We start from the raw sequence: 24,247 nt of genomic DNA, 5'->3' as shown, positions 1-24,247 counted from the left end.
CTGGCGTGGACGTTGCATTGCGGCAGGCGGCTGAGGCCGCGACGGGATTCATGCCGCCGGGGGAGGGGCTCGCCCTGTACAGCGCCGCGGCGACGGTGCCCGCCGGCGGGCTGATCTGCGAGATCGGTACATACTGCGGCAAGTCAACGCTGTATCTGGCGGCGGCGGCCCGCCAGGTAGCGGCGACGGTCGTCACCGTCGACCATCACCGCGGTTCGGAGGAGAACCAGCCGGGTTGGGAGTATCACGATCGGTCCCTCGTCGATCCCCGCACCGGTCGGCTCGACACGCTGCCCTGGCTGCGCGCCACCCTGGACGCGACCGGGGTGGCGGACGTGGTGACGGTGGTCGTCGGCCGCTCCGAGGCGGTGGGGCGCTGGTGGACGACACCGGTCAGCCTGCTGTTCCTGGACGGTGGGCATACTCGCGCGCAGGCACAGGCCGACTACAGTGTGTGGGCACGGCATATCCCACCTGGCGGTCTGCTTGCCATCCACGATGTGTTCCCGGACCCGGCGGACGGCGGTCAGGCGCCCTTCGAGGTGTTCCAGCGGGCACTGCTCGAGGGATTCACCGAGCGGTCATGCACAGGATCGCTGCGGGTCCTCGAACGCGCCGTCTGACCCGTGGCCGGGCGCCGGCCGCCACGCAGGCAGGTCGTCGCCGCGGAACGCAGCCTCGGTGACCCCACCGGCGAGGGTGTCGACGGCGAGCAGGACCGCTGCGGCCGTCCATGTGCTCTGCTCCTGGGGCCAGTACACCCTTTCGGCGAACTGCCAGCCCGTCCAGTAACTGCCGTCGACGTGCCGCAGGCGTTGAACGTCGCGGACCAGCGTGGCCGCGGCCCCGCTCTCCCCGACCAGGTGCAGGGCGATCGCCAACTCGCAGGTTTCGGCACCGGTGACCCACGGCTGGTCGGCCACACATCGGGCGCCCAGGCCCTCGACGACGAAGTCGTCCCACCGGCTGCGCAGCCTGGCCCGGCCAGCCGACCCACGCACCGCACCGCCGATCACCGGGTAGTACCAGTCCATGGACCAGCGGCGCTTGTCCGCGAAGCGCTCCGGATGGTTGCCCACGGCATGGCGCAGCGCGCCCGCGGCCGCCTCCCAGCCTGGCGGCGTCTCGCCGACGAGGGCGGCGATACCGAGTCCGCAGCGCAGGCTGTGCAGGGTGCTGGAGCAGCCGGTGAGCAGCGCCTCGGGGTAGGCGGCGCCGCTGGCCGAACGGGCCCACCAGATCTGGCCGCCGGTGGCCTGCAGGGCCACGACGAAGTCGAGTGCCCCACGCACGACCGGCCACATCCGGTGCAGGAATGCGCGGTCGCCGGTGGCGAGCCAGGTGTGCCAGGCAGCGGTCGCCACGTACGCGCACTGGTTGCTGTCGGCGAACTCGTCCTTGATCTGGCCGGCGACGTAGCTGGTCGCCCACGATCCGTCGGCCCGCTGGGTACGGCGGATCCAGTCCCAGGCGGCGTCCGCGGCGTCTGGACGGCCGGCGATCCGCAGCGCCATGGCACACTCAAGATGATCCCACGGGTCGGTGTGTCCGCCGGGGTACCAGGGGATGGCGCCGTCGGGTTCCTGCACGGCGGCGATGGTGTCCGCGGTCTCGGCGATCGCGGCCGGGGCGAGTAACGGTGTGGATTCAGCCGGCCGCACGCGAAACCTCCGGTTTGCGCAGGTACAGGACGACGCTCTTGCCGATCAGCGGGTTGAGGATCCGTTCGGCGACGCGGGTGGGCCAGGGCCGGCGCATCATGTCCCAGACCAGCACCCGGTGGTAGAGCCGGGTAGCGGGATGATCGTCGTTGTGCACCCCCACCAGGCAGCGCAGCCACCAGTACGGAGCGTGCAGGGCATGGGCGGTGTGCTCGTCGACGGGCTCTAGCCCTGCGGCGCGTAGTCGGTCCAGTAGATCATGTTTCCGATAGATGCGGACATGCCCGCCTTCCACGCTGTGGTAGGCCTGGGAAAGGCTCCAGCAGATCTTCTCGGGAAACCAGGCGGGGACGGTGACGGCGGCGAGCCCACCCGGGCGTAGCACGCGGGCAAGCTCCGCCATGGTGGCGACATCGTCCGGGATGTGTTCGAGGACCTCCGCGGCGATGACCCGGTCGAAGGCCGAGTCGGCGAACGGCAGCGCCAGCGCGTCCCCGCGCACGCAGGCGCCCCGGGCTTGCGGTCCTACCGGCTCGTGGGCGGCCATCGCGGCGAGCAGTTGCCGCACGCCGGTGACCTCAGCTGTCGCATGGTCGAGGGCGACCACGTCCGCCCCGCGCCGGAACGCCTCGAAACTGTGCCGGCCCGTGCCGCAGCCCAGATCGAGCAGGCGGCATCCCCCGGTGACCGGGAACCGGTCGAAGTCGACCGTCAACATGGACGTGGGCCGGCCGCCGACGTGTGATCGCGCCTGGACCGGACCGCGTCGATCCGCTCGCAATACCATGCCGCGGTCGCGCTGGCCGCGGCCCGCCAGGAGAACCGGTCCTCCACCCGCTGCCTCCCGGCGACACCCATCCGCGCGCGCAGCGCCCGGTTGTCCAGCAGCCGCCCGATCGCGGCGGCCAGTGCCTCGGCGTCCCCGGGCGCGACGAGCTCGGCGGCCTGCCCTGCCGGCCCGACCACTTCCGGGAGCGCGCCGGCCGTGGTCACCACCAGCGGTAGGCCACAGGCCATCGCCTCGACCGCAGGCAGGCTGAAGCCCTCGTACAGCGACGGCACCACGGCGAGCTCCGCCGACCGCAACAGTGTGACCAGGTCGACGTCGGAGAGATTCGACTGGAACGTCACGACGTCGGCGAGGCCGAGCTCCTCGACCTGGCGCGCGGTGGCGCCACCAGGCCGGGCCATCCCGACGCACATCAGATGGGCGGCGCGCTCGACGCGAACCTTCGCGAGCGCCTCCAGCAGCACTCCCAGTCCCTTCAGCGGTACGTCCGCGCTGGTGACGACGACGATGCGACCGGGCGTCGGTGTCGTGGCCGAGGCACCGGCACCGGCACCGGCACCGGCTGGCCGGAAGACATCCGAGTCGACACCGAGCGGGACGGTGCGGATGAGCTCCGGTACCACCCCCATGTCAGTGATGATCTCCTGCCGGGAGCTCTGGGACGGGACGACGATGCCGTCGAGGCTGCGTGCCACCCGGGCCTGCATCGGGAGGAAGGAGTACCAGCGGCGGATGCCGATACGTGCGGTCCGGTCGGGCGCGGCCGCCAGCGCAACGCGTCGGTCGACCGTGATCGGATGGTGCACGGTCGCCACGACCGGAACCCCGTGCGGGCGCAGCGCCCGGCGTAGCGCGAGCAGTCCGTAACCGAGGCCCTGGTTGTCATGCACGATGTCGAAGTGGGGTGGGCGGCCCGCGCTCGGCCCCAGGGCGCGAGCGGCCCGGATGCTGAACGCCAGCGGCTCGGAGAACTGGCCGGTGCGCATCAGGCCGAATTCGACGATGTCGGCGACGGTGCGTAGCTCCCGTGGGGACGGCCAGCGGAACGGGTCGGACGTGGCGTACAGGTCAAGGCTGGGCAGGGTGCGCAGGTCGACCCCGGAGTCGAGCAGCGGGTAGGGCGGCCCGGTCAGCACCGTGACCTGATGACCCAGCGTGACGAGTTCGCGGGAGAGATGCCGGACGTACACGCCTTGACCGCCGCAGGTGGGGAGACTGCGGTACGACAGCAACGCGATCCGCAACGGTGTCCTCTCCATAGCTTCAGACCGGTCCCATGTCGGTCCCGGACTGGTTCCAGCTCTGGTCGCATGCCAGGGTGACAGTGAGCCGTTTCCGGAACATTAGGGTATATCCGGTTGATCTTCGCCAGATCGCCGAGCGCACTCAGATCGCGAACACCCGTCGGGCGTTGCCAGCCAGGAACAGTTCCCGTGCCTGCGGGTCGAGGTCGAGGTCGGCCAGGCCGTCCAGTGCCCGGCCTGGTGTGATCATCGGAAAGTTGGAGCCGAACAGCACCTTGCTGCGCCCGCGCCCGCGCATGTACTCGACCAGTTCGGTCGGGTAGCGGTGGGTGGCGTAGGCGGAGGTGTCGATGTGGACGTTCGGGTACTTCGAGGCCAGGGCGATCATCTCGGTGGTCCACGGATGGCCGATGTGCCCACCGACGATCACCAGCTCGGGAAACTCCAGGGCCACGTCGTCGAGGTAGGGGATCGGCCTGCCCGTCTCCGAGGTCCGCAGGGGTCCGGTGTGGCCGACCTGGGTGCAGAACGGGATCCCCAGCTCGACGCACTCGACAAACAGCGGATAGTAACGACGGTCGTTGGGAGGTAGCGCCCACAGCCACGGTACGACCCGCAGCGCCCGCAGACCCAGGTCGTGAACGGCTCGCCGAAGTTCGCGAACGGCGGCGATCGGGTAGCGAAGGTCGACCGCCGCCACCCCGGTCAGCCGGTCGGGGAATCTGGCGACGAAACCGGCGACCTCGTCATTGGAGATCAGCGGCCCGCACGGGCCGACCCAGGCACAGATCAGACCGCGTTCGACGCCAGCCTGGTCCATCGCGGCGATCGTATGCTCCAGCGGAGGTGCCACGGTCGGATTCTGCGCGCCTGTCCAGCGGTGCAGCGATGCGAACATGTCGTCCTGAAGGAAACGCAGCGTCGGATGTTGCAGCCATGCGTCGATGATCGTCATCGTCCGTGACCTGCTCCCATGATTGTAGAGCGCCCGGCTCAGCTCGTCTCGTCGGCGAGTCGCGCGAGTGCGCCCCCGGCGCGCATGAGGTCCGCCAGATCCTGCCGGCTCAGCTGGGAAAGGCGCCGGGAGTACCAGTCGTCGACGACGCGCCGGGACTCCGCAACGGCGCTGAGACCTTTGTCGGAAATCCGCACGATGAACTGGCGACCGTCGTACTCGTCGTTTTCCTTGATTGCCAGACCCCCTTCGATCAGCGTTGCCAGCGCGCGTGTCATCGATGGTTTCCGGACACCTTCGAGACGGGCGAGTTGTGTCGGTGTCAGCGGCCCCATTCGTTGCAGAGTGGAAAGGGCTGAGATCAGGCTGAATGGCAACGCCCGCGGGTCCCGTTGGCGTTCGGCCCGTTGCGAGCGCGCGAGCTTGGTTATCGAGGTTCGCAACGTGGCCACGAATACCGGGTCGAGGCGGTCGTCGTCGTGCGGGCCGGTGCCCTTACCCCCGCCGTCGGCGGTGGTCGGGTACCGGCCGCGTCCGGTGGACGACGGGCCGCTGGTCGATCGCACGGGCACGGTCATCGCCAGATGGTAACGATGTCCGCGCCCGGCGGTGCGTTGCCGGGCGGGGCGTCCAGGTGATGGCCGTCCCGCTCAGGTGAGCGCCAGTTCCCGAGGGACGACGATGACATCGACGAGCGCGCCACGTCGCCACACGGTCACTTCGATCGGGTTTCCGATGGTCTCCTCGGTCATGAGCCGCTGGAGGTCCCCGGGTGCGGCGACCGGCTGCCCGGCGACCGAGAGCACCAGATCGTCGGTGAACAGGCCGGCCTGCCCGGCCGGGCTATCCACCACGACCTCGGCCAGCCGGACCCCGTGCCGGCGGCCGAACCGCTCGGCCAGTCGTGGCGGCAGCGGTGCCCGAGCACTGGCGACCCCGAGGTAGGCCCGTCGCACCCGACCGTCGCGCATGAGCGCGGCGAGGATGCGGCGGGTAGTGGCGTTGACCGGAACGGCGAGCCCGAGCCCGATCCCGGCGACGGCCGTGTTCACGCCGATGACATGGGCGTTCGCATCGGCCAGAGCGCCTCCGGAGTTACCCGGATTGAGGGCGGCGTCGGTCTGGATCACCTCGTCGATGATGCGGACCGTGGCGCCGGCCCGGGTCGGGAGCGATCGACCGAGCGCACTGACCACTCCTGCGGTGACGCTGCCTGTCAGGCCCAGCGGGTTGCCCACCGCGACGACCAGTTGACCGACGACGAGTGTGGCCGCGTCGCCGAGGGTGGCCGGCGGCGGGGTGGCGCTGCGGGCGCGCAACACGGCGAGGTCGGACAACGGATCGGCGCCCACCACGTCCACCAGGCTCTCCGTACCGTCGGTGAACTCCGCCGTACCCACCCCGACGCCCGTTTCCCCGGCCGGCGGCCCGCCGTCGATAACATGGGCGGAGGTGAGCAGGAAGCCGTCGTCGGTGAAGACGACGGCGGAGCCGGCTCCCTCGCCGCGACGCGTCCGCACCCGCAGGCTTGCGACCGACGGCGAGATGGCGGCGGCAACCTGAGTCACCACCTGCGAGTAGGCATCCAATGGATCAGTCATCCCGGCCTCCCGAACGTGCTCCTGCGCCCCTGGTGCCGCCGGGCGCGCGAACTGGGCCCCGATCGCGCGCCCGGCGGCATCCTGAACGCCTGTAACGATTACACAGTTACAGCCGTAGCAACACAGGAGCGGCAACTGACCTTCCCGGTCGGCCGTCCGCCGTGGGCGTACACCGTCACCGACTCCGACTCCGACACCGTCGGCCAGCTGAGGTGATCTTTCGAGGTTTGTATGATCGACGAGGGTGATTTCGGCGTACAAACCTCGAAAGTCCGTCGGGCGATCTTAGTGGTCGGCGCCGGATCGCGGCTGACGGGGCGTCAGTCGACGAGCGTCTTGCGCAGAACGTCCAGCTCGGCCTGGGTGATGCCGTGACCGAGTGCCCAGCCGGCCGCGCCGCCCCAGCGCTGGTCGAGGGTTTCGAAGAACGTCACCATGGTCTCGGGACGGCAACCGATGTCGCTGCGCGCGCTCCGGCTGTAGGTCGGCATCGCGCTGAGCCGTGTCTTGATCTGCGGTAGCCGCTCGTTGGTCATCACATAGTCGTCGACGATGGCCTCGCGCCGTACTCCGACGATGTCCAGGACGAGCGCGGCAAGTACGCCGGTGCGGTCCTTGCCCGCCGCGCAGTGGAACAGGGTCGGCAGTTCGGCCGGCTGGGTGAGTAGCCGCAGGGCGGTCGGGACCGCGCTGGCGGGGCGGGTCAGATAGTCCAGGTAGTGTTCGACGGTTTCCCGCTTGGACCGCTGCTCGACGATCACTTTGTGTTCGGGGTCACCGGGCACAAGGTAGAGGTCGGGTATGAACGCCGTGTTATGGTATCCGACCTCGGTCTCCGCGAGCAGCCCGCGGCCCTCGGCCGCTGCCTCCTTGGGTGTACGCAGGTCGAGTACCGTGCGCAGACCGAACTCATTGATCAGTACGTTCGTGGCGTCCACCGTGAGCTGCTGTACGGTGTCGCAGCGGATCAGGAGCCCGCGCCTGGTCGAACCACCGGCCGTCGTGGGCAGGTCCCCGAGGTCGCGGGCGTTGGCACAGCCGTCAAGGTGGATCCAGCGGTCGGTCACGAGACCCCTTCGGTCGCGGTGGGCAGGCGCCGGTGCGACTGGCCGTCGATCGGTCGGTCGCGGCCGGGGCAGCTGACCTCTCAGCCTAGCCGTGCCAGGCCGTAGGACCTGGCCTGATGTGGCTGACCAACCCCGATGCGACTGACAGGCCCTGCTGCCGTCGGCCGGCTGTCGCGTACCGTCCCCGCTCGGGCCGCTATCAGCTAGATGATCATTTGCTGTCTCCGGTGCGTCAGCGGTTGACTTGGTTGGGTTCAACTGGCAATGTGCGTGCGGTCCCATGGTCTGGGACGTTCGCCCCGATGTAGAGGTTGATGCGGTGGGTACTGGCAGAATCGTGCGGTTCGATGGCATTCGTGGCTACGGCTTCATCTCGCCCGATGAGGGCGGCGATGACATCTTCATGCATGTGAACGACCTGCAGGACGAAAAGCACCTGTTCCGGCCCGGGGCACTTGTCGAGTTCAAGGCGGAAGAGGGCGACAAGGGCCTGAAGGCTTCGGCCGTTCGTCTTGTCGACCGGGCGGCGGTCGGTCCGTTCTGGCCGCGTACCCCGGGCTCGAACGCCGCCGGTTCGGGCACCGACGACGACGAGATGTGTGATGTTCTGACGACCGCCGAGTTTCAGCATGTGTTGACCGAGACCCTGATCGAAGGTGTCCCGACCTTGACCGGTAGTCAGATCGGCCAGATCCGCCAGCGTCTCACCGATCTCGCCCGGGCGCGTGGCTGGGTCGTGTCCTGACCCGCGTGGTTCAGAGCGCCATAAGGCCCGGAGTGCCCGCCTGCACGGCGAACGAGACGTCGGTACGGACGGGGGCGTCGCGGACGTCGATGGTGTCGACCACCCGCACGTCGGTCCGCCACGTACCAGGCGTCACCTCGCAGCGCAGGTAACCGTGCTTGAGCCCGTTGAAGTAGCGAACGTGCGGGTTGAGCAGCGGGTTGACCTGCTTGATCGGCGCGTCGAAGGCGACCGGGAAGTCCGAGCTGATCGACGTGCTGACGAACTCCACGGCGACGGCCGGCGAGGCGGGGTCGTCGAAGTCCACTTTGAGGTCGCTGAACCAGGTGGAGTGGATGTCACCGGACAGGACCACCGGGTTGGCCACATGAGCGTCGGCCAGCAGCCGCAGCAGCCGCTCCCGCGCTGGGGCGTAGCCGTCCCACTGGTCCAGGTCGACGATGGTGGGTGGCACCCCCGTCGGGTTGGGGAAGCGGGTGCGGCTCATCATGGTCTGCTGGGCGATGACGTTCCACCGGGTCGGCGAGCTGGTCAGGCCCCGGGTGAGCCACTGCTCCTGGACGTCGCCGGTGAGGGTGCCCGCCGTGTTCAACCGGCCCGCCGACTCCAGACCGAAGTCGCCGGGGAAACCGCCCGGCTGGTCGGTGCGGTACTGCCGGGTGTCGAGCACGTTGATCCGGGCGAGCCGCCCGAAGTCGAAGCGGCGGTAGATGCGCATCGAGGCCGAGCCGGGGCGCAGGTCGGCGCGGATCGGCATGTGTTCGTAGTACGCCTGGTACGCCGCGGCGCGCTGCCGCCGGAACTCCTCGGGCGTCTGCTTCTTCGCACCGGTGTCGTCGATCTCGTCGACGAAGCCCGCGTAGTTGTTCTCGGTCTCGTGATCGTCCCAGGTGACCACCCAGGGCGCCACGGCGTGGGCTGCCCGCAGCGCGGGGTCACCCTTGTACTGGGCGTGCCGGTTGCGATAGTCGGCCAGCGTGGACAGCTGGTCCAGACCCGGGGTCTGCGGGGCGACGTGTGCCCGATCGGGGAAGCGGCTCTTCGGGTCGTACTCGTAGATGTAGTCACCCAGGTGGAACACGACGTCGAGGTCCTCGTCGGCGAGTCCCCAGAACGTCGGCCAGTAGCCGTTCTGGAAGTCCTGGCAGTTGACCACGCCGAGCCGCAGCAGCTGCGGGTCGGCGGAGCAGGCCGGTGCGGTCCGGGTACGTCCGACCGGGCTGAGCTGGCCACCCGCGCGGAAACGGTAGAAGTAGTCGCGGCCGGGCTCCAGCCCGCGCACGTCCACGTGGACCGAATGCGCGAGCTCGGGCAGCGCCCGGGTGACCCCGGCGGCCGCCAGGCGGTGGAACCGCCTGTCGTGCGCGACCTGCCAGGCCACCGTGATCGGCCGCGACGGCATCGATCCGGCGTCGTAGACGTCGCGGACCAGCCGCGTCCACAGGATGACCCCGTCTGGCAACGGGTCTCCGCTGGCGACGCCTAGAAGAAACGGTGCTGCGGTCTCCGCCGCAGCCTGGTCGCCGGTCGTTGTCTCCGGCTCGTTCCAGGATGCGGCCGCCGGACGGGCCGCCACGCCCGTCAACAGCACCGCGCCTGCTGCTGCTGCCCCGGTCAGCGCCAACCGCCGGTCCAACACGAATTCACCCACGACGCTCCTCCCCACTGCGTGTGGCGCTCACTATCGCCTGCGCGATCGACGCCCCGGGGAACAGCCATCGAACGCAGGGGGACCAGGGCACATCATGGCGAGGCCGCAGGCGATACGAGCGACCGGCAAGAAGAGCGACCGGCAACAGGGACTCGACGGGGACTGGCCGTGCTCGGCGATCAGTCGTTCTCGGTGACGCTGATGCCCAGCGCACCGGCGAGGGCGTAGGCCAGTGCCGCGATGTCCCGGCTGGACACCGCCGCTCCGCTCATGCTCTCGACCCCGTTCACCTCGACGAGCACGCAGTTGACGAGCCGGGCGCCGTCCATCTGCGCCTTGGCGAACTGCGCGCCGGTCAGATCACAGTCCTCGAAGGTCGCCCCACGAAGGTCGGCGCCGTAGAAGTCCGCCCGTTTAAGGTTGCAGCCCTCGAACAGGGAGTTGCTTATCGCGGTGGACCGGAAGTTCGCCAGATCCACTCGGCAGTCACGCAGGGTCACGTCCCGCAGCCGCCCGCCGGACCAGGACCATCCCGTCATCCGACAGGTCGTGATCTCCGCCCGGACGAGCGAGGAACTCGTGGCCCGCAGGTTCGCCAGGCTCGACCGCTCGATGACGACGTCGGTCAGCATCGCCCGGGTCAACCGCGAACCGCTCAAGTCCGTGCCGGTGATGCGGCAGCCCTCCAGTTCGATGGACTCGGCCTGGGTGCCCGCCAGATCGCAGCCGTCGAAGACTCGTCGTGTGTACGCCCCGTCGTCGTCGATCTCCGACGCGGGGACGAGGGCCGCGGGGACGGCGGGTGCGGCCGGGCGGCGCGTCGGTCCCGATCGTGGCACCCTCGCTGGGGGCGTATAGGGCACGACCGGCAGTGTAGATGTGGCCGTGCGCCATGCCCGTGGGCGACACCCTACGAGTCCGAACCCTACGAGTCCGACAGGTCCAGCGGTGCGCCGCTCGCCCGGGTCCGCGAAACCGATCGGGACAGGCTTGCGTAGGCGACGCCGACACCGTCGCCGTCCGGGCTGTAACTCGCGGCCGCTGCCGGGGCGAAGCCCATCTGCCGGGCGTCGGCAACCGCCTTGAGGTCGGCGGACAGGAACGCGAACTGCCAGCCATAGGTGTTCGTCTGCCTGCTGATCGTATTTTTGACCTGCTCGAGGGTCCATTCCTTGGAGGAATTCTCCTGGCCGTCGGTGACGACGGCGAAGACGACCGTCGCCGGACGCTGCTCGTCGGGAAGGCTGCCGAGGAACTCCCCGGTGTCCGCGATGGACCTGCCGAGGGCGTCGAGCAGCGCGGTGGAGCCCCGCGGGACCAGCCGATATTCCGGGGCTTCGCCGATCGGGATCGCGCCGAAGACCTTCTCGTAGTCGTGGTCGAACTGGTAGAGGCTGATCGTCGCCTGCCCGGGCACGGCGGCCTGCTCGGCGATGAACGACCGGATGCCGCCCTCGGCGTCGTCGCGGATCGCCATCATCGAGCCTGACCGGTCGATCAGCAGGGTGATGTGGGTGTAGCCGGTCTTCGTCATGGAGCGTCCCCTGCCATCGGTCGTCCCGGTCACCCCCATTGTGGTCGCTGCCGCGGCCGTCGTCACGGGGGCGACTGATCGAGCTGGCAGTGGAGAACTACCGCACACTGCGCCACATCCTCGTCAGGCTGCGGCAGCCGTTTCGGCGTAGGGACGGATCTCGCCATTGTCGCAGGCGTCACAACGCACTACCGGCTCCTGCGGACGTCGGCCGACCACTCGGCCGGGTACGGCTCGTACACAGTCACCAGTGTCTCGCGCCGGCGCCTTCCGTCACCCTCTGCGCACGCCCACCTGAACCATCCGCTGGTCGCGCCATGCCGACCCGCCCGCTGTGGGCTGCGGTGTCCAACGACGAGCGGGCCCGTGCCCACCGGGCGCGTTCCGCGGAACACATCTTCGACCCGGCCTCGACACCCTGTTCGAGCTGTGACCAGTAGGCCGAAGAGCGTGCGATCATGACTTTTTCCGTGCGCTCGGAGGCCCGAATGGGGTCCGGGTCCGGGGCCGAGGATGATCGTAGCGAGGAGGTGGCATGGACAGGCGACTGATCGAGCTGGAAGTGGAGAACTACCGCAGCCTGCGGAAGGTCTCGCTTCCGCTGGGGCCGCTCAACGTTCTGGCCGGGCCGAACGGCGCCGGCAAGACCAACGTCCTGGAGGTGTTCCGCTTTCTGGCCGACGTGATCAATAGCGACCTGGAGCCCGCACTCGATGCGCGCGGTGGCTTCGACGAGGTGGTGTTCCAGGGCGGCGACCGAACGCCGGCATCCATCCGGATCAATCTCAAGGCGACCTGGACTCAGTACAGCAGCCTGACATCTCCCGACGAGTACCAGCTCGCGATCGAACGCCTGACCGTGAAATCCGGTGAATCGCCGCTGTCGCGCAGCGAGTCGTTCCAGTTCAAGCGCACGCTGGGGCGTGGCCGACGGATTGCGATCAGCGGTGAGAAGGCTGCCGTCGTGCAGATCGACAAGGATCTCCAGGAGTCACCCGAGCGGACCTTCGGTATCCGTCGGATGAGTAGTGGTCTGTCCACCCTTCCTCGCCTGTCCGAGGATGAGGGCGGCGCGGAGGTCGCTGCTCTTTCCAACCGATTGGCATCGTTCCGTGTCTTCGATGTGCGTGTCGACGAGGCGCGGCTTCCTTCGCGCTTTCCGCGCACCCGGCACGAGTCGTTGGAGCATGACGCGGCAAACCTGGCGGCTTTTCTGTTGACCATTCGTGATCGAGATGAGGACGCGTGGCTCCGGTTGGAGTCGGATGCCGTCAAGGTGCTGCCCCAGCTTGAGGGTATTGACTTCGACTATCCGTCGGGCGCGGCACGCGAGGTCGTCGTGGTGCTTCATGAGCGAGGACTTCGGCGTCCGACCCAGCTCGCGGACGCCTCTTTCGGGACCATTCGCCTGCTGGGCTTGCTGGCCCTGCTGTATGATCCTGAGCCTCCTGCCCTCACCTGTATCGAGGAGATTGACCACGGTCTGCATCCGCAGGCGCTGGAACTGCTGGTCGACCGGCTGCGGGAGGCGAGTGAGCGCACCCAGCTTCTCATCGCCACACATTCTCCGGCCTTCGCCGACCGGTTGAAGCCGGAGGAGCTTATTGTCTGCGAACGCCGCGACGACGGATCCTCGGCAATCCCGGCTGTTTCCGTCGACAGGGTTCGAGAGATCGTAGCGGCGAGTGAAGGTCTGCCTCTCGGTGAGCTGTGGTTCTCCGGAGCGTTGGGGGGAGACCTGTGAGCCGCGGCACCGGTGTTCGCGCGACCCGGAATCCGGTCGTGGTTGTAGCTGGTGAGGATGGCAACGACCGTCGTAGCCTACGGATCCTACTGGAAGCACTCTGCCCGCAGATGCGCGTCCGTGTTGTCGAGATCAGCGACAGTGTTCGACTCAGGCTTGCTACCGAAGCCAATCTGGCTGACCGGGTCGCCGTTCTTGCCCGGAAGGCCCGTGCCCGGGCCGTCCGTGAAAGGGCCGATCTCGCCTGCGTTTTCGTGCACGAGGACCTGGACTCTGTGGACGGGGAGGGCGTCGCGGAGATTCAGGCCAGGGTTTGTCGGGCGTTGGTGACGGAGTTGGGTACGGCCCACTATGTCTTGTCGATCTCTGAGATGGAAGCCTGGTTGTTGCTCTTTCCGAATTCGCTGGAAACATTTGTCTCCTCCTGGAACGTGCCGGCCAAGCGGCAGGGGAAGGACACCGGCTCTTTCGGTGACCCGAAGAAGATACTGACGCACGAGGTCTCCATGGGTGCCCGGCGCTATCGGGAGTCCGACGCGCCCGAGATCTTTGAGAAGATCGTCAATCTCGGTCACATCAAGACGCCGAGCGGTTCAAATCGCTCCTGGGATTTATTCTGCGGTGACGTCGAGTGTTGTTGTGCCGATCATGTACGCCTGGCAGGCAAGAGGACATCATGATGGCCTACGGGCGGTAGGGTTGCTCGCCGCGTCCGGATGTCGGGGTCAGCAGATGCGGGGGAGTTGTTCGCCGACGAGCATGTCAACGATGCGGGTGCCGCCCAGCAGGGTGCGCATGACGACCCGACCGGGATGGGCTGCGACGACCTCGCCGAGGCGGGTGGCGTGCCGGCCCTCGGGCAGGGAGCGCATCGTGGCCAGCACGGCGTCGGCGACATCGGGCGCGATGACGGCGACAAGACATCCTTCGTTGGCGACATGCAGCGGGTCCAGGCCGAACAGGTCGCATGCGGCGGCGACCATGGGCGGGACGGGCACGGCGTTCTCCGCGATCTCGATTCCGACCCGGGACGCCGCGGCGATCTCGTTCAGCGCCGATGCCACGCCGCCGCGGGTGGGGTCGCGCATCGCGTGAATCCCCGGACCGCCGCTGGCCACCATGGCCGTGACCAGGCGGTGCAGGGGACGGCTGTCGGAGGCGATGTCGGACTCGAAGCCGAGACCTTCGCGCGCACTCAGGATGGCGCTGCCGTGGGCGCCGACGGGACCGGACAGGACGACGACATCCCCGGATCGTGCGAACCCGGCTGACACCCGTGCGCCGGGCAGCCGGCGACCGATGCCGGTGGTCGTCACGAAGATCCCGTCCGCGGCGCCGCGACCCACGACCTTGGTGTCCCCGGTGACGACCGGGACGCCGACGGCTGCCGCGGCCGCGCCGAGCGAGGCAGTCACCCGCCGCAGGTCCGCCAGGGCGAAGCCCTCCTCGATGACGTAGGCGACGGCCAGGGCCAGCGGGGTGGCGCCCATCATCGCCAGGTCGTTCACGGTGCCGTGCACGGCGAGTGAGCCGATGTCGCCGCCGGGGAAGAAGACCGGGCTCACCACGAAGGAGTCGGTGCTCATCACCACTGGGGTGCCGTCGATGTCAAGCAGGGCCGCGTCCTCGGGGACGCCGTCCGCTGTGCCTGTGCCTGCGCCTGCGCCGAGGGCCGGTAGGAGGACGTCGCGCAGGAGCTCGGCGGACAGCTGCCCGCCGCTGCCGTGACCGAGCATGATCCTCTCGGTCTCCGTCAGGGGCAACGGACAGCTGGCGCCTGTCAGGTCAGTGCTGGTCAGGTCAGTGGCGGTCACGACGAGCTCGCGACCGTCGTCGACAGCGCCCCGGTCTGAGCCTGGTCTGCCGGAGCTCGGTCGGTCTGCGTTCGGCCGGCATTGTGGAAGGCGGCGCAGGTCCCCTCGGTCGACACCATCGGTGCGCCCAGCGGCGTACGCGGCGTGCACACAGTGCCGTACGCCGCGCAGTCGGTGGGTAGGCGCGTCCCGGTGAGAATGTTTCCGGCGATGCAGGCCGGATGTTCCCGGGTGGTCAACCCGGCCACGGCGAAGCGCGTCTCGGCGTCGTAGTCGGTGAACTCGTCGGTGAACGCGAAACCGCTCATCGGGATGGTGCCGATACCCCGCCACATCCGGTCACGAATTGTGAACACGCGCCGGATGGCGTCCTGCGCCGCGATGTTCCCGGCCCGGTGCACGGCGCGGACGTACTGGTTCTCCACCTCCGCGCGGCCTTCTTCGAGCTGGCGTACGGCCATGAGGATGCCTTCCAGAATGTCGAGCGGTTCGAACCCGGTCACCACGATCGGGACGTGGTAGCGCTCCGACAGCGGCTCGTACTGCGTCCATCCCATGACCGCACAGACGTGGCCGGCGGCCAGGAATGCCTGCACCTGGCAGTCCGGCGCGTCCAGCAGCGTGGTCATCGCCGGTGGGACGAGCACGTGGCTGACCAGAACGCTGAAGTTGGGCAGGCCGAGCGCGTGGGCGCGCAGCACCGCCATGGCGTTCGCCGGCGCCGTCGTCTCGAATCCGACGGCGAAGAAGACCACCTCGCGGTCGGGGCGCTCGACGGCGATGCGGACGGCGTCCAGCGGTGAGTAGACGACGCGGACGTCGCTGCCGCGGGCGCGCATCGCCAGCAGGTCGGTGCTCGTCCCGGGGACCCTGAGCATGTCGCCGTAGGAGGTGAGGATGACCTCGGGACGTCCGGCGACGGCCAGTGCCTTGTCGATGAGTTCCAGCGGCGTCACGCAGACGGGACAACCAGGTCCGTGGATCATCCGGATCCCCGCGGGTAGCAGCTCGTCGATGCCCTGGCGGACGATCGTGTGGGTCTGGCCTCCGCACACCTCCATCAGGGTCCAGGGCTTCGACGTCACCGTGTGGATCGCCGCGAGCAGCCCCCGCGCGAGCGTCGGGTCGCGGTACTCGTCGAGGTACCTCATCGCTGTTCGGCTCCCAGCTGCCCGTCGGCTCCCAGCTCCTCGTCGAGTGCCCCCATCGAGCGCAGGATCGCAAGCGTGCGGTGGGCTTCGGCCTCGTCCACGAGGCTGATGGCGAAGCCGACATGGACGATGACGTAGTCACCCACCCGCGCCTGGGGGACGTAGCCGAGACAGACCTCGCGGGTCACACCGCCGAAGTCGACCGTGCCCATGAGCAGGCCGGCGACATCGGTCGTCGTCACGACGCGGCCGGGCACCCCGAGACACACCGGGCTCAGTCCTCCCTCAGCCGGGCTGCGGCCACCGCGGCCTGGCCGTAACTCACGCCGCCGTCGCCCGCCGGGACCTGTTCGTTGAGCAGCGGGATGAGGCCGACGCCCGCCAGCGCCGGGGGGAGTGCCCCGGCAAGTAGCTGGTTGTGCAGCACCCCGCCGGACAGGCAGACCGTCCGCAACCGGTGGCGTCGTGCGACATCGGTGCACAGGGCGACGGTGACCGCGACGATCGTGGCGTGGAACCGGGCGGCGAGGACGCCGACGGCGACATGGCTGTGCAGTCCTTCCAACAGGGCCCGCAACGTCGGGCGCGGGTCGTAGACGAGCAGACCGGTATGGCGGATGATTCGCCACGGCAACTCGACGTCACCGGTGGGCACACCGGCTGGGGCTTCGAGCGCGGCGGCTTCCAGGGCGGCGGCGGCTTCGCCTTCGTAGGTGACCTCGTCACACAGGCCGAGCAGCGCGGCTGCGGCGTCGAACAGCCGACCCGCGCTGGATGCGACCGGGCAGTTCACGCCGCGCGCGATCATCCGGGAGACCACGGACACCTCGCGGTCGCTCAGGCGGTCCAGGAACGGCGCGGCGAGCTCCAGGTCGGCTGCGCGGGACCACTCGTTGCCGGACTCGTCCGTGAGCGGTTCCAGGCCGAACAGGTAGCCCAGCGCCACCCGAGCGGGACGGCGCAGCGCTGCGGCACCGCCGGGCAACGGCGCCCGGCCGAACCGCGCCACCCGCCGATAGGAGACGAGGTCGGCGACCAGCACCTCGCCGCCCCACAGCGTGCCGTCATCGCCCAGGCCCAGGCCGTCGTAGGCGACACCGATGAAGGGGCCGGTGACGGCGTGTTCGGCGGCGCAGGACGCCACGTGCGCATGGTGATGCGCCACTGCGATCCGCCGGCCCGCACCGTGTGCCAGCGCGTAGGCGGTGGAAAGGTAGCCGGGATGCGGGTCGTGGACGATGATGCGCGGGGCGATGCCGGTCATCGCACACAGGTGCGCCAGGTTGCGCTCGAAGGCCACCATCGTGGGCTGTTGGGAGAGCTCGCCCGTGTGCGGCCCGACGACCGCGGTCGTCCCTTCGGCCAGGGTGAAGGTGTGCTTGAGCTGCGCGCCGACGGCGAGCAATGGTTCGCCGGCCCCGATGGGGAGGCGCAGTGGTCGCGGTGCGTAACCACGAGCGCGCCGAATCATCGATCCGCGCCCCGCGACGACGTGGACGACCGAGTCGTCGTAGTGGGAGCGGATGGCTCGGTCGTGGCTGAGAAACCCGTCGGCCATCGCGGCGAGGCGGTCCCGGGCGTCGTCGTCGTCGATCGCGATCGGTTCGCCCGAGACGTTTCCGCTGGTGACGACGAGTGGCCTGCCCAGGTCGGCGAGGAGCAGGTGGTGCAGGGGCGTGGCGGGCAGGAACAGCCCGAGCAGCCCGGCACCCGGCCCGACCGCGTGCGCAAGAGTCCCTGCGCTGGCACTGGCACTGGTGTAATCGTTTGCGCGCCGCAGGAGTACCACCGGCCGCGCGGCCGACGTCAACAGGTCGGCTTCGGCAGTGTCGATGTGGGCAAGCATCCGCGCCGCGTCCAGACTGGCCACCATGACCGCGAACGGCTTGGTGGGGCGGTGTTTGCGGGTCCGCAACCGGGCGAGCGCCTCGTCGTTGGTCGCGTCGCAGACGAGCTGATAGCCGCCGAGTCCCTTGAGCGCCACGGTGCCGCCACTGTCGATCATCGCCACCGCCGCGGCCAGCGCATCCACACCGCTTGTCGGCGCGGGCGGCGGGGGCGCCCACCAGGCGAGCCGGGGGCCGCATCGGGGACACGCGATCGGCTCGGCATGCAACCGCCGGTCCGCCGGATCGGCGTACTCGCGCGCGCAGTCGCCGCACATGGGGAACGCGCTCATCGTCGTCCGCGCGCGGTCGTAGGGGAGGGTGTCGACGATCGTGGCCCTGGGTCCGCAGTCGGTGCAGTTGACAAAGGGGTACCGGTACCGGCGGTCGGCCGGGTCGAACAGTTCGGCCAGGCAGGCCGGGCAGGTGGCGACGTCGGCCGGAACCTCGCGGACTCCGGTGGCGGGGGTTGGCGCGGTTGACCGGTCCGTCGACATCCCGACCCGGAAGCCCGAGCGCGGCCGCGGGTGCGCAATGCCGCCGGCCAGGTCGGTGACGTGGACCTCGCGCACCCGGGCCAGCGCAGGGGCGTCGGTTCGCAGCCGGGACGCCAGGGTGGCGAGCGCGAGCGGCGGGCCGGCGGCCTCGACCACGACCCGGCCGTCGTCGTTGCGCACCCAGCCATCCAGCCCGAGGCTGGTCGCGAGGCGGTAGACGAACGGACGGAAGCCGACTCCCTGCACGGTCCCGTGGACCTCGAGCCGGTGGGCCACCCGCCCTTGGACCGCGCCCGGCGCCGGCGCCGGCGCAGCCGCAGCCGCAGCCGCAGCCGCAGCCGCAGCCGCAGCCGCAGCCGCTGCGTGATCGGTTCGGTCGGCCCGGTCTGCGAGGTTGTAGCGGTCGTCGAGCCGGCTCATGTCCGTCAGTCTTGTTGCCGTGCGTCACGGCGGACAAGGGTCCGGCGACCCGTCGAGGCGGCCGGGAAGACCTGTGAATCCCGACCCTCCTGGCCCGCTGGCGGCGCGAAAGGATCCATGATCGCGTGGCTTTCGGCCCGGTCATCGATCAGACCGCTCAGATCCCGTGACGCCCCGGCCTAGATTTCTAAAGGCCGCCGGCCACCGGCCGCAGGCCGTACGACGAGCACCATGATCGTGCGGCCGCCGGCCGACCAGCGCCTGCGTTGTGACGCCTGCGAACGTGCATTCGAACACGGCGGCACCCGACATCCAGTTGAAGCCCGGTGGGAGGCAAGCCATGAACGGCAGCTATGGGGCGGTTTCGGCGGGCGAGGCACACGGAACGTCACCGCCGGGCGACGGGGTCTGGGGCGGGGCGTCGGAGGGTTCGCTGTCCGCGCGGCTCACCGAGGCCGGGGTGCAGCGGCGGTCGATCCTGAAGTTCTGTGCGGGGGTGGTCGCCACCCTCGCACTGCCGCCCCAGTTCGCTCCCCGGGTCGCCGCCGCGCTGGACAGGGTCGGCCGCCCCGCCGTCGTGTGGCTGGAGTTCCAGGACTGCGCCGGTGACAGCGAGGCGTTTCTGCGCTCGCGCAATCCGTCCGTCGCCGATCTCATCCTGGGGATGATCTCGCTCGATTATCACGAGACCGTCATGGCGGCTGCCGGCGTCGACGCCGAGAAGGCCCGCGACAAGGCGGTGGCGCGGGGCGGGCATCTGGTCGTCGTCGAGGGCTCGGTGCCGATCGGCATCCCGGGGTCGTGCACGATTGGGGGCCGATCGGCTGAGGAGATACTGAACAGCTGCGTGCGCGGCGCGGCCGGGATCATCAACGTCGGCACCTGCTCGGCGTTCGGCGGGATCCCCGCGGCCGGCCCCAACCCGACCGGCGCGGTCCGCGTCGAGGATGTCGTCGGCGGGGTCGAGGTCGTCAACCTGACCGGCTGCCCGGTCAACGCCGACAACCTCACCGCTACGATCGTCCACTATCTGACCTTCGGTGCATTCCCGGCCCGGGACGGTTTCGGCCGCCCGCTGTTCGCCTACGGGGAACGCATCCACGACACCTGCGCGCGTCGCGGCCACTTCGACGCAGGCCAGTTCGCCCAGGAATGGGGCGACGAGGGCCACCGTAAGGGCTGGTGTCTGTACCGACTCGGCTGCAAGGGGCCGAGCACATTCCACAACTGTCCCAGTGTCCGTTACAACGGCGGCACGTCCTGGCCGGTGGCGGCCGGGCACGGCTGCGTGGGATGTTCCGAGCCCGCTTTCTGGGACACGATGTCGCCCTTTTACGACCGGCTCCCGCACGTGGCGACCCGGGACTTCAGCCTCACGGCCGACAGGATCGGTCTGGGTGTTCTCGCGGCGACCGCGACCGGCTTCGCGGCGCACGGCGTCGGAAAGGTCATCCAACACCGGGTGGCCGCGGCCCGTGCAGGCAGCCCAGCCAGCCCAGCCAGCCCAGCCAGCCCAGCCAGCCCAGCCAGCCCAGCCAGCCCAGCCAGCCCAGCCGAGGATGTTTCGGACGCAGCGGTTGCCGCGCAACCCGATGCCGACGGTAAAGGCGGTCAGGCGACATGAGCCGGCTGGTTATCGACCCGGTGACCCGGATCGAGGGTCATCTGCGCGTCGAGGTGCAGGTAGACGCCGGCCGGGTCACCGAGGCGTACGCGTCCTCGACGATGTGGCGCGGCATCGAGACGATCGTCGAAGGCCGGGACCCGCGGGACGCCTGGCTGTTCGCACAGCGGATCTGCGGTGTCTGCACCACCGTGCACGCGCTGGCCTCGGTGCGGGCCGTCGAGGACGCCGTCGGCGCGGTCCCGCCGCGCAACGCCCGGCTACTGCGTGAGATCATCGCCGCGGCGCTGTTCGTCCACGATCATGTCGTGCACTTCTACCACCTGCAGGCGCTGGACTGGATCGACCCGACCGCGGCGCTGAAGGCCGACCCCGCGCGTACCGCCTCGCTCGCCCAGTCGATCTCGGACTATCCGCGCTCGAGCGCGAAGCTGTTCGCCTCGGTACAGGCTCGGCTCGGGGCATTCCTGGCGAGCGGGAACATCGGGCCGTTCACGAACGGATACTGGGGGCATCCCGCCTATCGGCTGAGCCCGGAGCTGAACCTACTGGCATTCAGTCACTATCTTGACGCGCTGGATTTTCAGCGTGAATATGTCAGGGTTCACGCGCTTCTCGGCGGCAAGAATCCGCATCCGCAGACCTATGTCGTCGGCGGCATGGCGTCCCCGATCGACCTCACGAGCCAGGAGGCGATCAACGACAACACGCTGGCGGAGCTCGCCCAACTGTTGACGCGGGGGCTGGATTTTGTCGACAAGGTGTTCCTGCCTGATCTGTACGCGATAGCCGCCGGCTACCCCGAGTGGACGAGGTACGGCGCCGGGTTGGGCTCGTACATGGTGTTCGGGGATTTCGCCCAGGCACCGCAGCCCAAGGGCCGACCGCAGGCAGGCGGTCTGTTTCCCGGCGGGATCATCCGGGACGCGAACCTGTCGTCGGTCGAACCGTTCGACCCGGCCCGGATAGCCGAGTCCGTCGCCCACTCGTGGTTCCGCTACGACAACGTGAGCGACAAGGCGGGCCACGGCGCGGGCGCCGCGCTTGCTCCGTGGAAGGGCCAGACCACCCCGGACTACACCGGCCCCAAGCCACCCTTCGCCCATCTCGACGTCGACGGGAAGTACTCGTGGCTGAAGGCACCGCGCTACGACGGAATCGCTGTGGAGGTCGGCCCGCTGGCCCGCATGCTGGTCGGCTACGCCTCGGGTGACGCCCGCATCCGGCCGCTGGTAAAGGGTGCGCTGGACCGGCTCCAACTCCCGCCCACGGCGTTGATGTCGACACTCGGGCGGGTGCTGGCCCGCGGTCTGGAGACCAAGCTGATGGCGCAGTACTCGCTGGAACTCCTCGACCGGCTGCGGGACAACGTCGGCTCGGGCGATCTGACGATCGCGGACACCACCAAGTGGCATCCCTCGACGTGGCCGGCCGGGCGGGCCCGCGGCGTCGGCTTCCACGAGGCGCCCCGGGGCTCGTTGTCGCACTGGGTCGTCATCACCAACGAACGGATCAGCAACTACCAGGCCGTGGTCCCCACGACCTGGAACGCCAGCCCCCGCGACGAGCGGGGTAACCCGGGAGCCTACGAGTCCGCACTGGTAGGCACGCCCGTGCTCGACCCGCGGCGACCGCTGGAGGTCCTGCGCACGCTGCACTCGTTCGACCCCTGCATGGCCTGCGCGGCGCACGTGTACGACGCGGACGGCCGCGACATCGTCCGGGTGCGGGTCCAGTGACCGCCGCCGCGCCAGACGGATCCGTGTCGGGTGGATCCGTGCCGGTGAAGGTGGCACCCGGGCGGGAGACCTTCGCTCGGGTGCGGGTCTGGGACCTGCCGGTACGGGTGGTGCACTGGCTGCTCGTGCTGGCGCTGATGGTGCTCAGCGTGACGGGTTTCCTGATCGGGAACCCGCAGCTGCGCCTCGGCGGTGACGCCTACTGGGTCACCTGGGTGAAAACGGTCCACGAGGTCACCGCGTTCGTCTTCATCGATCTGATCCTCACGCGGGTCGCCTGGCATGTCCTGTCACCCAACCGCTGGTCGCGGTGGACGGAGTGGATCCCCAGCACGCGCGAACGCCGACGCCTGATCATCCCGTCGCTGCGCTTCTACCTGTTCATCGACCGTGAGGCGCCCGAGGTTGTCGGGCACAACCCGCTCGCCGGGATGACCTACGTCGTGCTCTACACGATGTTCGCCGTCGAGATACTGACCGGAGTCGCGCTGTGGGGCGTGGAAGGCAGGAGCTGGGCCGCCTTTCTCACCGGATGGGTGTTCCACCTGGTCTCGTTGCCGACAATCCGGCTCATCCACCATATGATCATGTGGCTGACCTGGGGATTCATGATTCACCATCTGTACAGCGCCATGCTGGTAGACCGGGTCGAGGGGACGGGCGTGATCTCTTCGATTTTCTCCGGTTCCAAGTTCCTGCCGAAGGACCGGCTGTGACCGGGGGAGTTCCCGCCGGGGGAGAGCGCTCCGGTGGAGGGGCCGCTGGGGGCGCCGCTGGGGGCGAGGCGGTGGCGCCCGTTCTGGTCCTGGGTATCGGCAACGAGCTGCTGGGTGACGACGGCGTCGGCGTGGTCGCGGCCCGGCGGCTGGCGGCGGTGCCGAACCCGGGCGTGGAGGTTCTCGACGGCGGAACCCTCGGGCTCATGCTGATGCCCTACCTCGCCGGCCGCCGCGCGGTGCTCGTCCTCGACGCGGTGTCGAGCGCGCAGGGTCGGCCGGGCGATGTGATCGTCATCGGTGACGGCGATGTCCGACGCGGCCACGGGGTGCGCGCGACCGCACACGACGTCGGCCTCGTGGACGCCCTGTCGGCAGCGGAGCTCGCGGGCTGCGCCCCGCGCCATGTCGCGCTGGTCGGCATCGTGCCCGAGTCCATCGCGGACCGCTGGGGGCTCAGCCCCCTGGTCGAATCCAGGGTCACGGCGATGATCGCCGCGGCTCGGACCATCCTGGCGAGCTGGGGAGTGGCGGTGCCCGCAGATGCATGAGGCCGGTCTCGCGCGGGCGGCGGTCGCCGCGCTCGTGGAGGCGAGCGCGGGAGCGGCGGTGCGCACGGTCGTGCTCGCGGTCGGTACCGGCGTCGACATCGACTCCGCCGCCGCGGCCTGGCACGGTGCCGCCACCGGCACCTGCCTGCAAGCCAGTCACGTCGAATGGCGGACCGCGGTCGACCGGCTACGCTGCTTCGCCTGCGTGCGGGAGTACGACGGTGAGCGTCTCGATGTGTGCCCGTCCTGCGGCGGCAACGGGATCGTCATCGCGGCAGCGGACGAACTGACCGTCGTCGACTGGACGACCTGAGTTGACCGGATGGTGTCGGTAGCTTTGTGGCCACCCATGCCCATGCTGACGCGTGTTCCGTGTTCCGTGTTCCGTGAAGCCATCCAAAAACCTCGGACCAAGTAATGCTGGTCAATGCTTCGATCTTCTGGTGCGGATAAAATCCTGATGTTCCGAGCGTTGTGAATCGTGGCGAAATCCATCGATCGTTAACTTTGCATTGAGAACTATTGTTGATGAGTTTGGTGTGTCTGCTTGGGAAATGGGCCCTTCTCGTGAAGCATGGGCTTTGCGAGAGTCTCACGCAACACGAGAAGGGTTCGTTGAGTGTACCGTCTGCCTGGGTTGAGTTTGCGTGCGGGTGCCGTGATGATGGATCTGGCTGAGCAGAATTTCCCGAACTGGGACATGAGGGTGGGTCGCCCCCGGTTGCTGTCGCTCTACGATGCGCTGCGCATGACCTTGGTTCGGCTGCGTCGTAACAACACCTATGAGGAGCTGGGTGAGGACTTCGGTGTGGGTCGCCAGACCGCATGGAACTACGTCCAAGAGATCGTTGTCTTCC

Annotated in this window: 24 protein-coding genes; 10 read left to right on the top strand and 14 right to left on the bottom strand. The window is 69.1% G+C overall.

Features of this window, described 5'->3' with window-relative positions; all coding sequences use genetic code 11:
- The first annotated feature begins 5 nt into the window (after window positions 1-5).
- Window positions 6-623, top strand: coding sequence for a class I SAM-dependent methyltransferase (locus U9977_RS05210; protein ID WP_322748018.1), 618 nt, complete (start codon window positions 6-8; stop codon window positions 621-623).
- On the opposite strand, the gene U9977_RS05205 is transcribed toward U9977_RS05210, so the two are convergent.
- From U9977_RS05205 to U9977_RS05175, 7 genes are all read right to left on the bottom strand, one after another.
- Window positions 582-1,661, bottom strand: coding sequence for a hypothetical protein (locus tag U9977_RS05205; RefSeq protein ID WP_322748017.1), 1,080 nt, complete (start codon window positions 1,659-1,661; stop codon window positions 582-584). The genes U9977_RS05210 and U9977_RS05205 overlap by 42 nt on opposite strands.
- Complete coding sequence (locus tag U9977_RS05200) at window positions 1,648-2,379, bottom strand: class I SAM-dependent methyltransferase (RefSeq protein ID WP_322748016.1); 732 nt, start codon at window positions 2,377-2,379, stop codon at window positions 1,648-1,650. Before U9977_RS05200 ends, U9977_RS05205 begins: the two co-directional genes overlap by 14 nt.
- Complete coding sequence (locus tag U9977_RS05195) at window positions 2,373-3,710, bottom strand: glycosyltransferase family 4 protein (protein WP_322748015.1); 1,338 nt, start codon at window positions 3,708-3,710, stop codon at window positions 2,373-2,375. The genes U9977_RS05200 and U9977_RS05195 overlap by 7 nt, the downstream gene beginning before the upstream one ends.
- Window positions 3,711-3,837: 127 nt before the next feature.
- Complete coding sequence (locus U9977_RS05190; RefSeq protein WP_322748014.1) at window positions 3,838-4,650, bottom strand: amidohydrolase family protein; 813 nt, start codon at window positions 4,648-4,650, stop codon at window positions 3,838-3,840.
- Window positions 4,651-4,688: 38 nt separating this feature from the next.
- Window positions 4,689-5,228, bottom strand: a complete 540-nt coding sequence (locus tag U9977_RS05185) for a MarR family winged helix-turn-helix transcriptional regulator (RefSeq protein WP_322748013.1) — start codon at window positions 5,226-5,228, stop codon at window positions 4,689-4,691.
- Between the two features lie 72 nt (window positions 5,229-5,300).
- Complete coding sequence (locus tag U9977_RS05180) at window positions 5,301-6,251, bottom strand: S1C family serine protease (protein WP_322748012.1); 951 nt, start codon at window positions 6,249-6,251, stop codon at window positions 5,301-5,303.
- A 320-nt stretch (window positions 6,252-6,571) separates the two neighbouring features.
- Window positions 6,572-7,318 carry a tyrosine-protein phosphatase gene (locus U9977_RS05175; protein ID WP_322748011.1) on the bottom strand — a complete coding sequence of 249 codons (747 nt, stop codon included), beginning with the start codon at window positions 7,316-7,318 and terminating at the stop codon, window positions 6,572-6,574.
- 319 nt (window positions 7,319-7,637) lie between these two features.
- Between U9977_RS05175 and U9977_RS05170 the strand changes: the two genes are divergently transcribed.
- On the top strand, window positions 7,638-8,063 hold the full coding sequence (locus U9977_RS05170) for a cold-shock protein (RefSeq protein WP_322748010.1): 426 nt from the start codon (window positions 7,638-7,640) through the stop codon (window positions 8,061-8,063).
- A gap of 10 nt (window positions 8,064-8,073) precedes the next feature.
- On the opposite strand, the gene U9977_RS05165 is transcribed toward U9977_RS05170, so the two are convergent.
- From U9977_RS05165 to U9977_RS05155, 3 genes are all read right to left on the bottom strand, one after another.
- A complete protein-coding gene (locus U9977_RS05165) occupies window positions 8,074-9,714 on the bottom strand; it encodes an alkaline phosphatase D family protein (RefSeq protein WP_322748009.1) in 1,641 nt (546 codons plus the stop codon).
- A gap of 179 nt (window positions 9,715-9,893) precedes the next feature.
- The gene (locus U9977_RS05160; protein WP_322748008.1) at window positions 9,894-10,553 is read right to left on the bottom strand and encodes a pentapeptide repeat-containing protein; all 660 of its coding nucleotides are present in this window, start codon (window positions 10,551-10,553) and stop codon (window positions 9,894-9,896) included.
- 86 nt (window positions 10,554-10,639) lie between these two features.
- Window positions 10,640-11,248, bottom strand: a complete 609-nt coding sequence (locus U9977_RS05155; protein ID WP_322748007.1) for a vWA domain-containing protein — start codon at window positions 11,246-11,248, stop codon at window positions 10,640-10,642.
- Between the two features lie 535 nt (window positions 11,249-11,783).
- Between U9977_RS05155 and U9977_RS05150 the strand changes: the two genes are divergently transcribed.
- Window positions 11,784-12,992, top strand: coding sequence for an AAA family ATPase (locus tag U9977_RS05150; RefSeq protein WP_322748006.1), 1,209 nt, complete (start codon window positions 11,784-11,786; stop codon window positions 12,990-12,992).
- Complete coding sequence (locus U9977_RS05145; RefSeq protein ID WP_322748005.1) at window positions 12,989-13,672, top strand: hypothetical protein; 684 nt, start codon at window positions 12,989-12,991, stop codon at window positions 13,670-13,672. Before U9977_RS05150 ends, U9977_RS05145 begins: the two co-directional genes overlap by 4 nt.
- Window positions 13,673-13,717: 45 nt before the next feature.
- On the opposite strand, the gene hypE is transcribed toward U9977_RS05145, so the two are convergent.
- The 4 genes from hypE to hypF all read right to left on the bottom strand — a co-directional run bounded on the left by hypE (window position 13,718) and on the right by hypF (window position 18,760).
- Window positions 13,718-14,728 (bottom strand): hydrogenase expression/formation protein HypE, encoded by a 1,011-nt coding sequence (gene hypE, locus U9977_RS05140; protein ID WP_416210478.1) that lies wholly within the window; start codon window positions 14,726-14,728, stop codon window positions 13,718-13,720.
- Between the two features lie 74 nt (window positions 14,729-14,802).
- Window positions 14,803-15,957 carry a hydrogenase formation protein HypD gene (gene hypD, locus U9977_RS05135; protein ID WP_322748003.1) on the bottom strand — a complete coding sequence of 385 codons (1,155 nt, stop codon included), beginning with the start codon at window positions 15,955-15,957 and terminating at the stop codon, window positions 14,803-14,805.
- Window positions 15,954-16,226, bottom strand: coding sequence for a HypC/HybG/HupF family hydrogenase formation chaperone (locus U9977_RS05130; RefSeq protein ID WP_322748002.1), 273 nt, complete (start codon window positions 16,224-16,226; stop codon window positions 15,954-15,956). The genes hypD and U9977_RS05130 overlap by 4 nt, the downstream gene beginning before the upstream one ends.
- 5 nt (window positions 16,227-16,231) lie before the next feature.
- Window positions 16,232-18,760 (bottom strand): carbamoyltransferase HypF, encoded by a 2,529-nt coding sequence (hypF, locus tag U9977_RS05125; RefSeq protein ID WP_322748001.1) that lies wholly within the window; start codon window positions 18,758-18,760, stop codon window positions 16,232-16,234.
- Window positions 18,761-19,100: 340 nt separating this feature from the next.
- Here hypF and U9977_RS05120 point away from each other — a divergent pair, with 340 nt between their 5' ends.
- The 6 genes from U9977_RS05120 to U9977_RS05095 all read left to right on the top strand — a co-directional run.
- Entirely contained in the window at window positions 19,101-20,384 is a 1,284-nt protein-coding gene (locus U9977_RS05120) for a hydrogenase small subunit (RefSeq protein ID WP_322748000.1), read from the top strand.
- Window positions 20,381-22,123, top strand: a complete 1,743-nt coding sequence (locus U9977_RS05115) for a nickel-dependent hydrogenase large subunit (RefSeq protein WP_322747999.1) — start codon at window positions 20,381-20,383, stop codon at window positions 22,121-22,123. Before U9977_RS05120 ends, U9977_RS05115 begins: the two co-directional genes overlap by 4 nt.
- Before the next feature lie 38 nt (window positions 22,124-22,161).
- Window positions 22,162-22,839, top strand: coding sequence for a Ni/Fe-hydrogenase, b-type cytochrome subunit (gene cybH / locus U9977_RS05110; RefSeq protein WP_322747998.1), 678 nt, complete (start codon window positions 22,162-22,164; stop codon window positions 22,837-22,839).
- Entirely contained in the window at window positions 22,836-23,390 is a 555-nt protein-coding gene (locus U9977_RS05105) for a HyaD/HybD family hydrogenase maturation endopeptidase (protein ID WP_322747997.1), read from the top strand. Before cybH ends, U9977_RS05105 begins: the two co-directional genes overlap by 4 nt.
- Window positions 23,383-23,703 carry a hydrogenase/urease maturation nickel metallochaperone HypA gene (locus tag U9977_RS05100; protein WP_322747996.1) on the top strand — a complete coding sequence of 107 codons (321 nt, stop codon included), beginning with the start codon at window positions 23,383-23,385 and terminating at the stop codon, window positions 23,701-23,703. Before U9977_RS05105 ends, U9977_RS05100 begins: the two co-directional genes overlap by 8 nt.
- A gap of 351 nt (window positions 23,704-24,054) precedes the next feature.
- On the top strand, window positions 24,055-24,247 hold a 193-nt coding region (locus tag U9977_RS05095; protein ID WP_322747995.1), incomplete at its 3' end, for a transposase family protein.

Origin of the sequence: Protofrankia sp. Cas8, assembly GCF_963555845.1 — a bacterium.
GTDB lineage: Bacteria > Actinomycetota > Actinomycetes > Frankiales > Frankiaceae > Protofrankia.
This window is presented reverse-complemented; position numbering and strand designations above follow the sequence as displayed.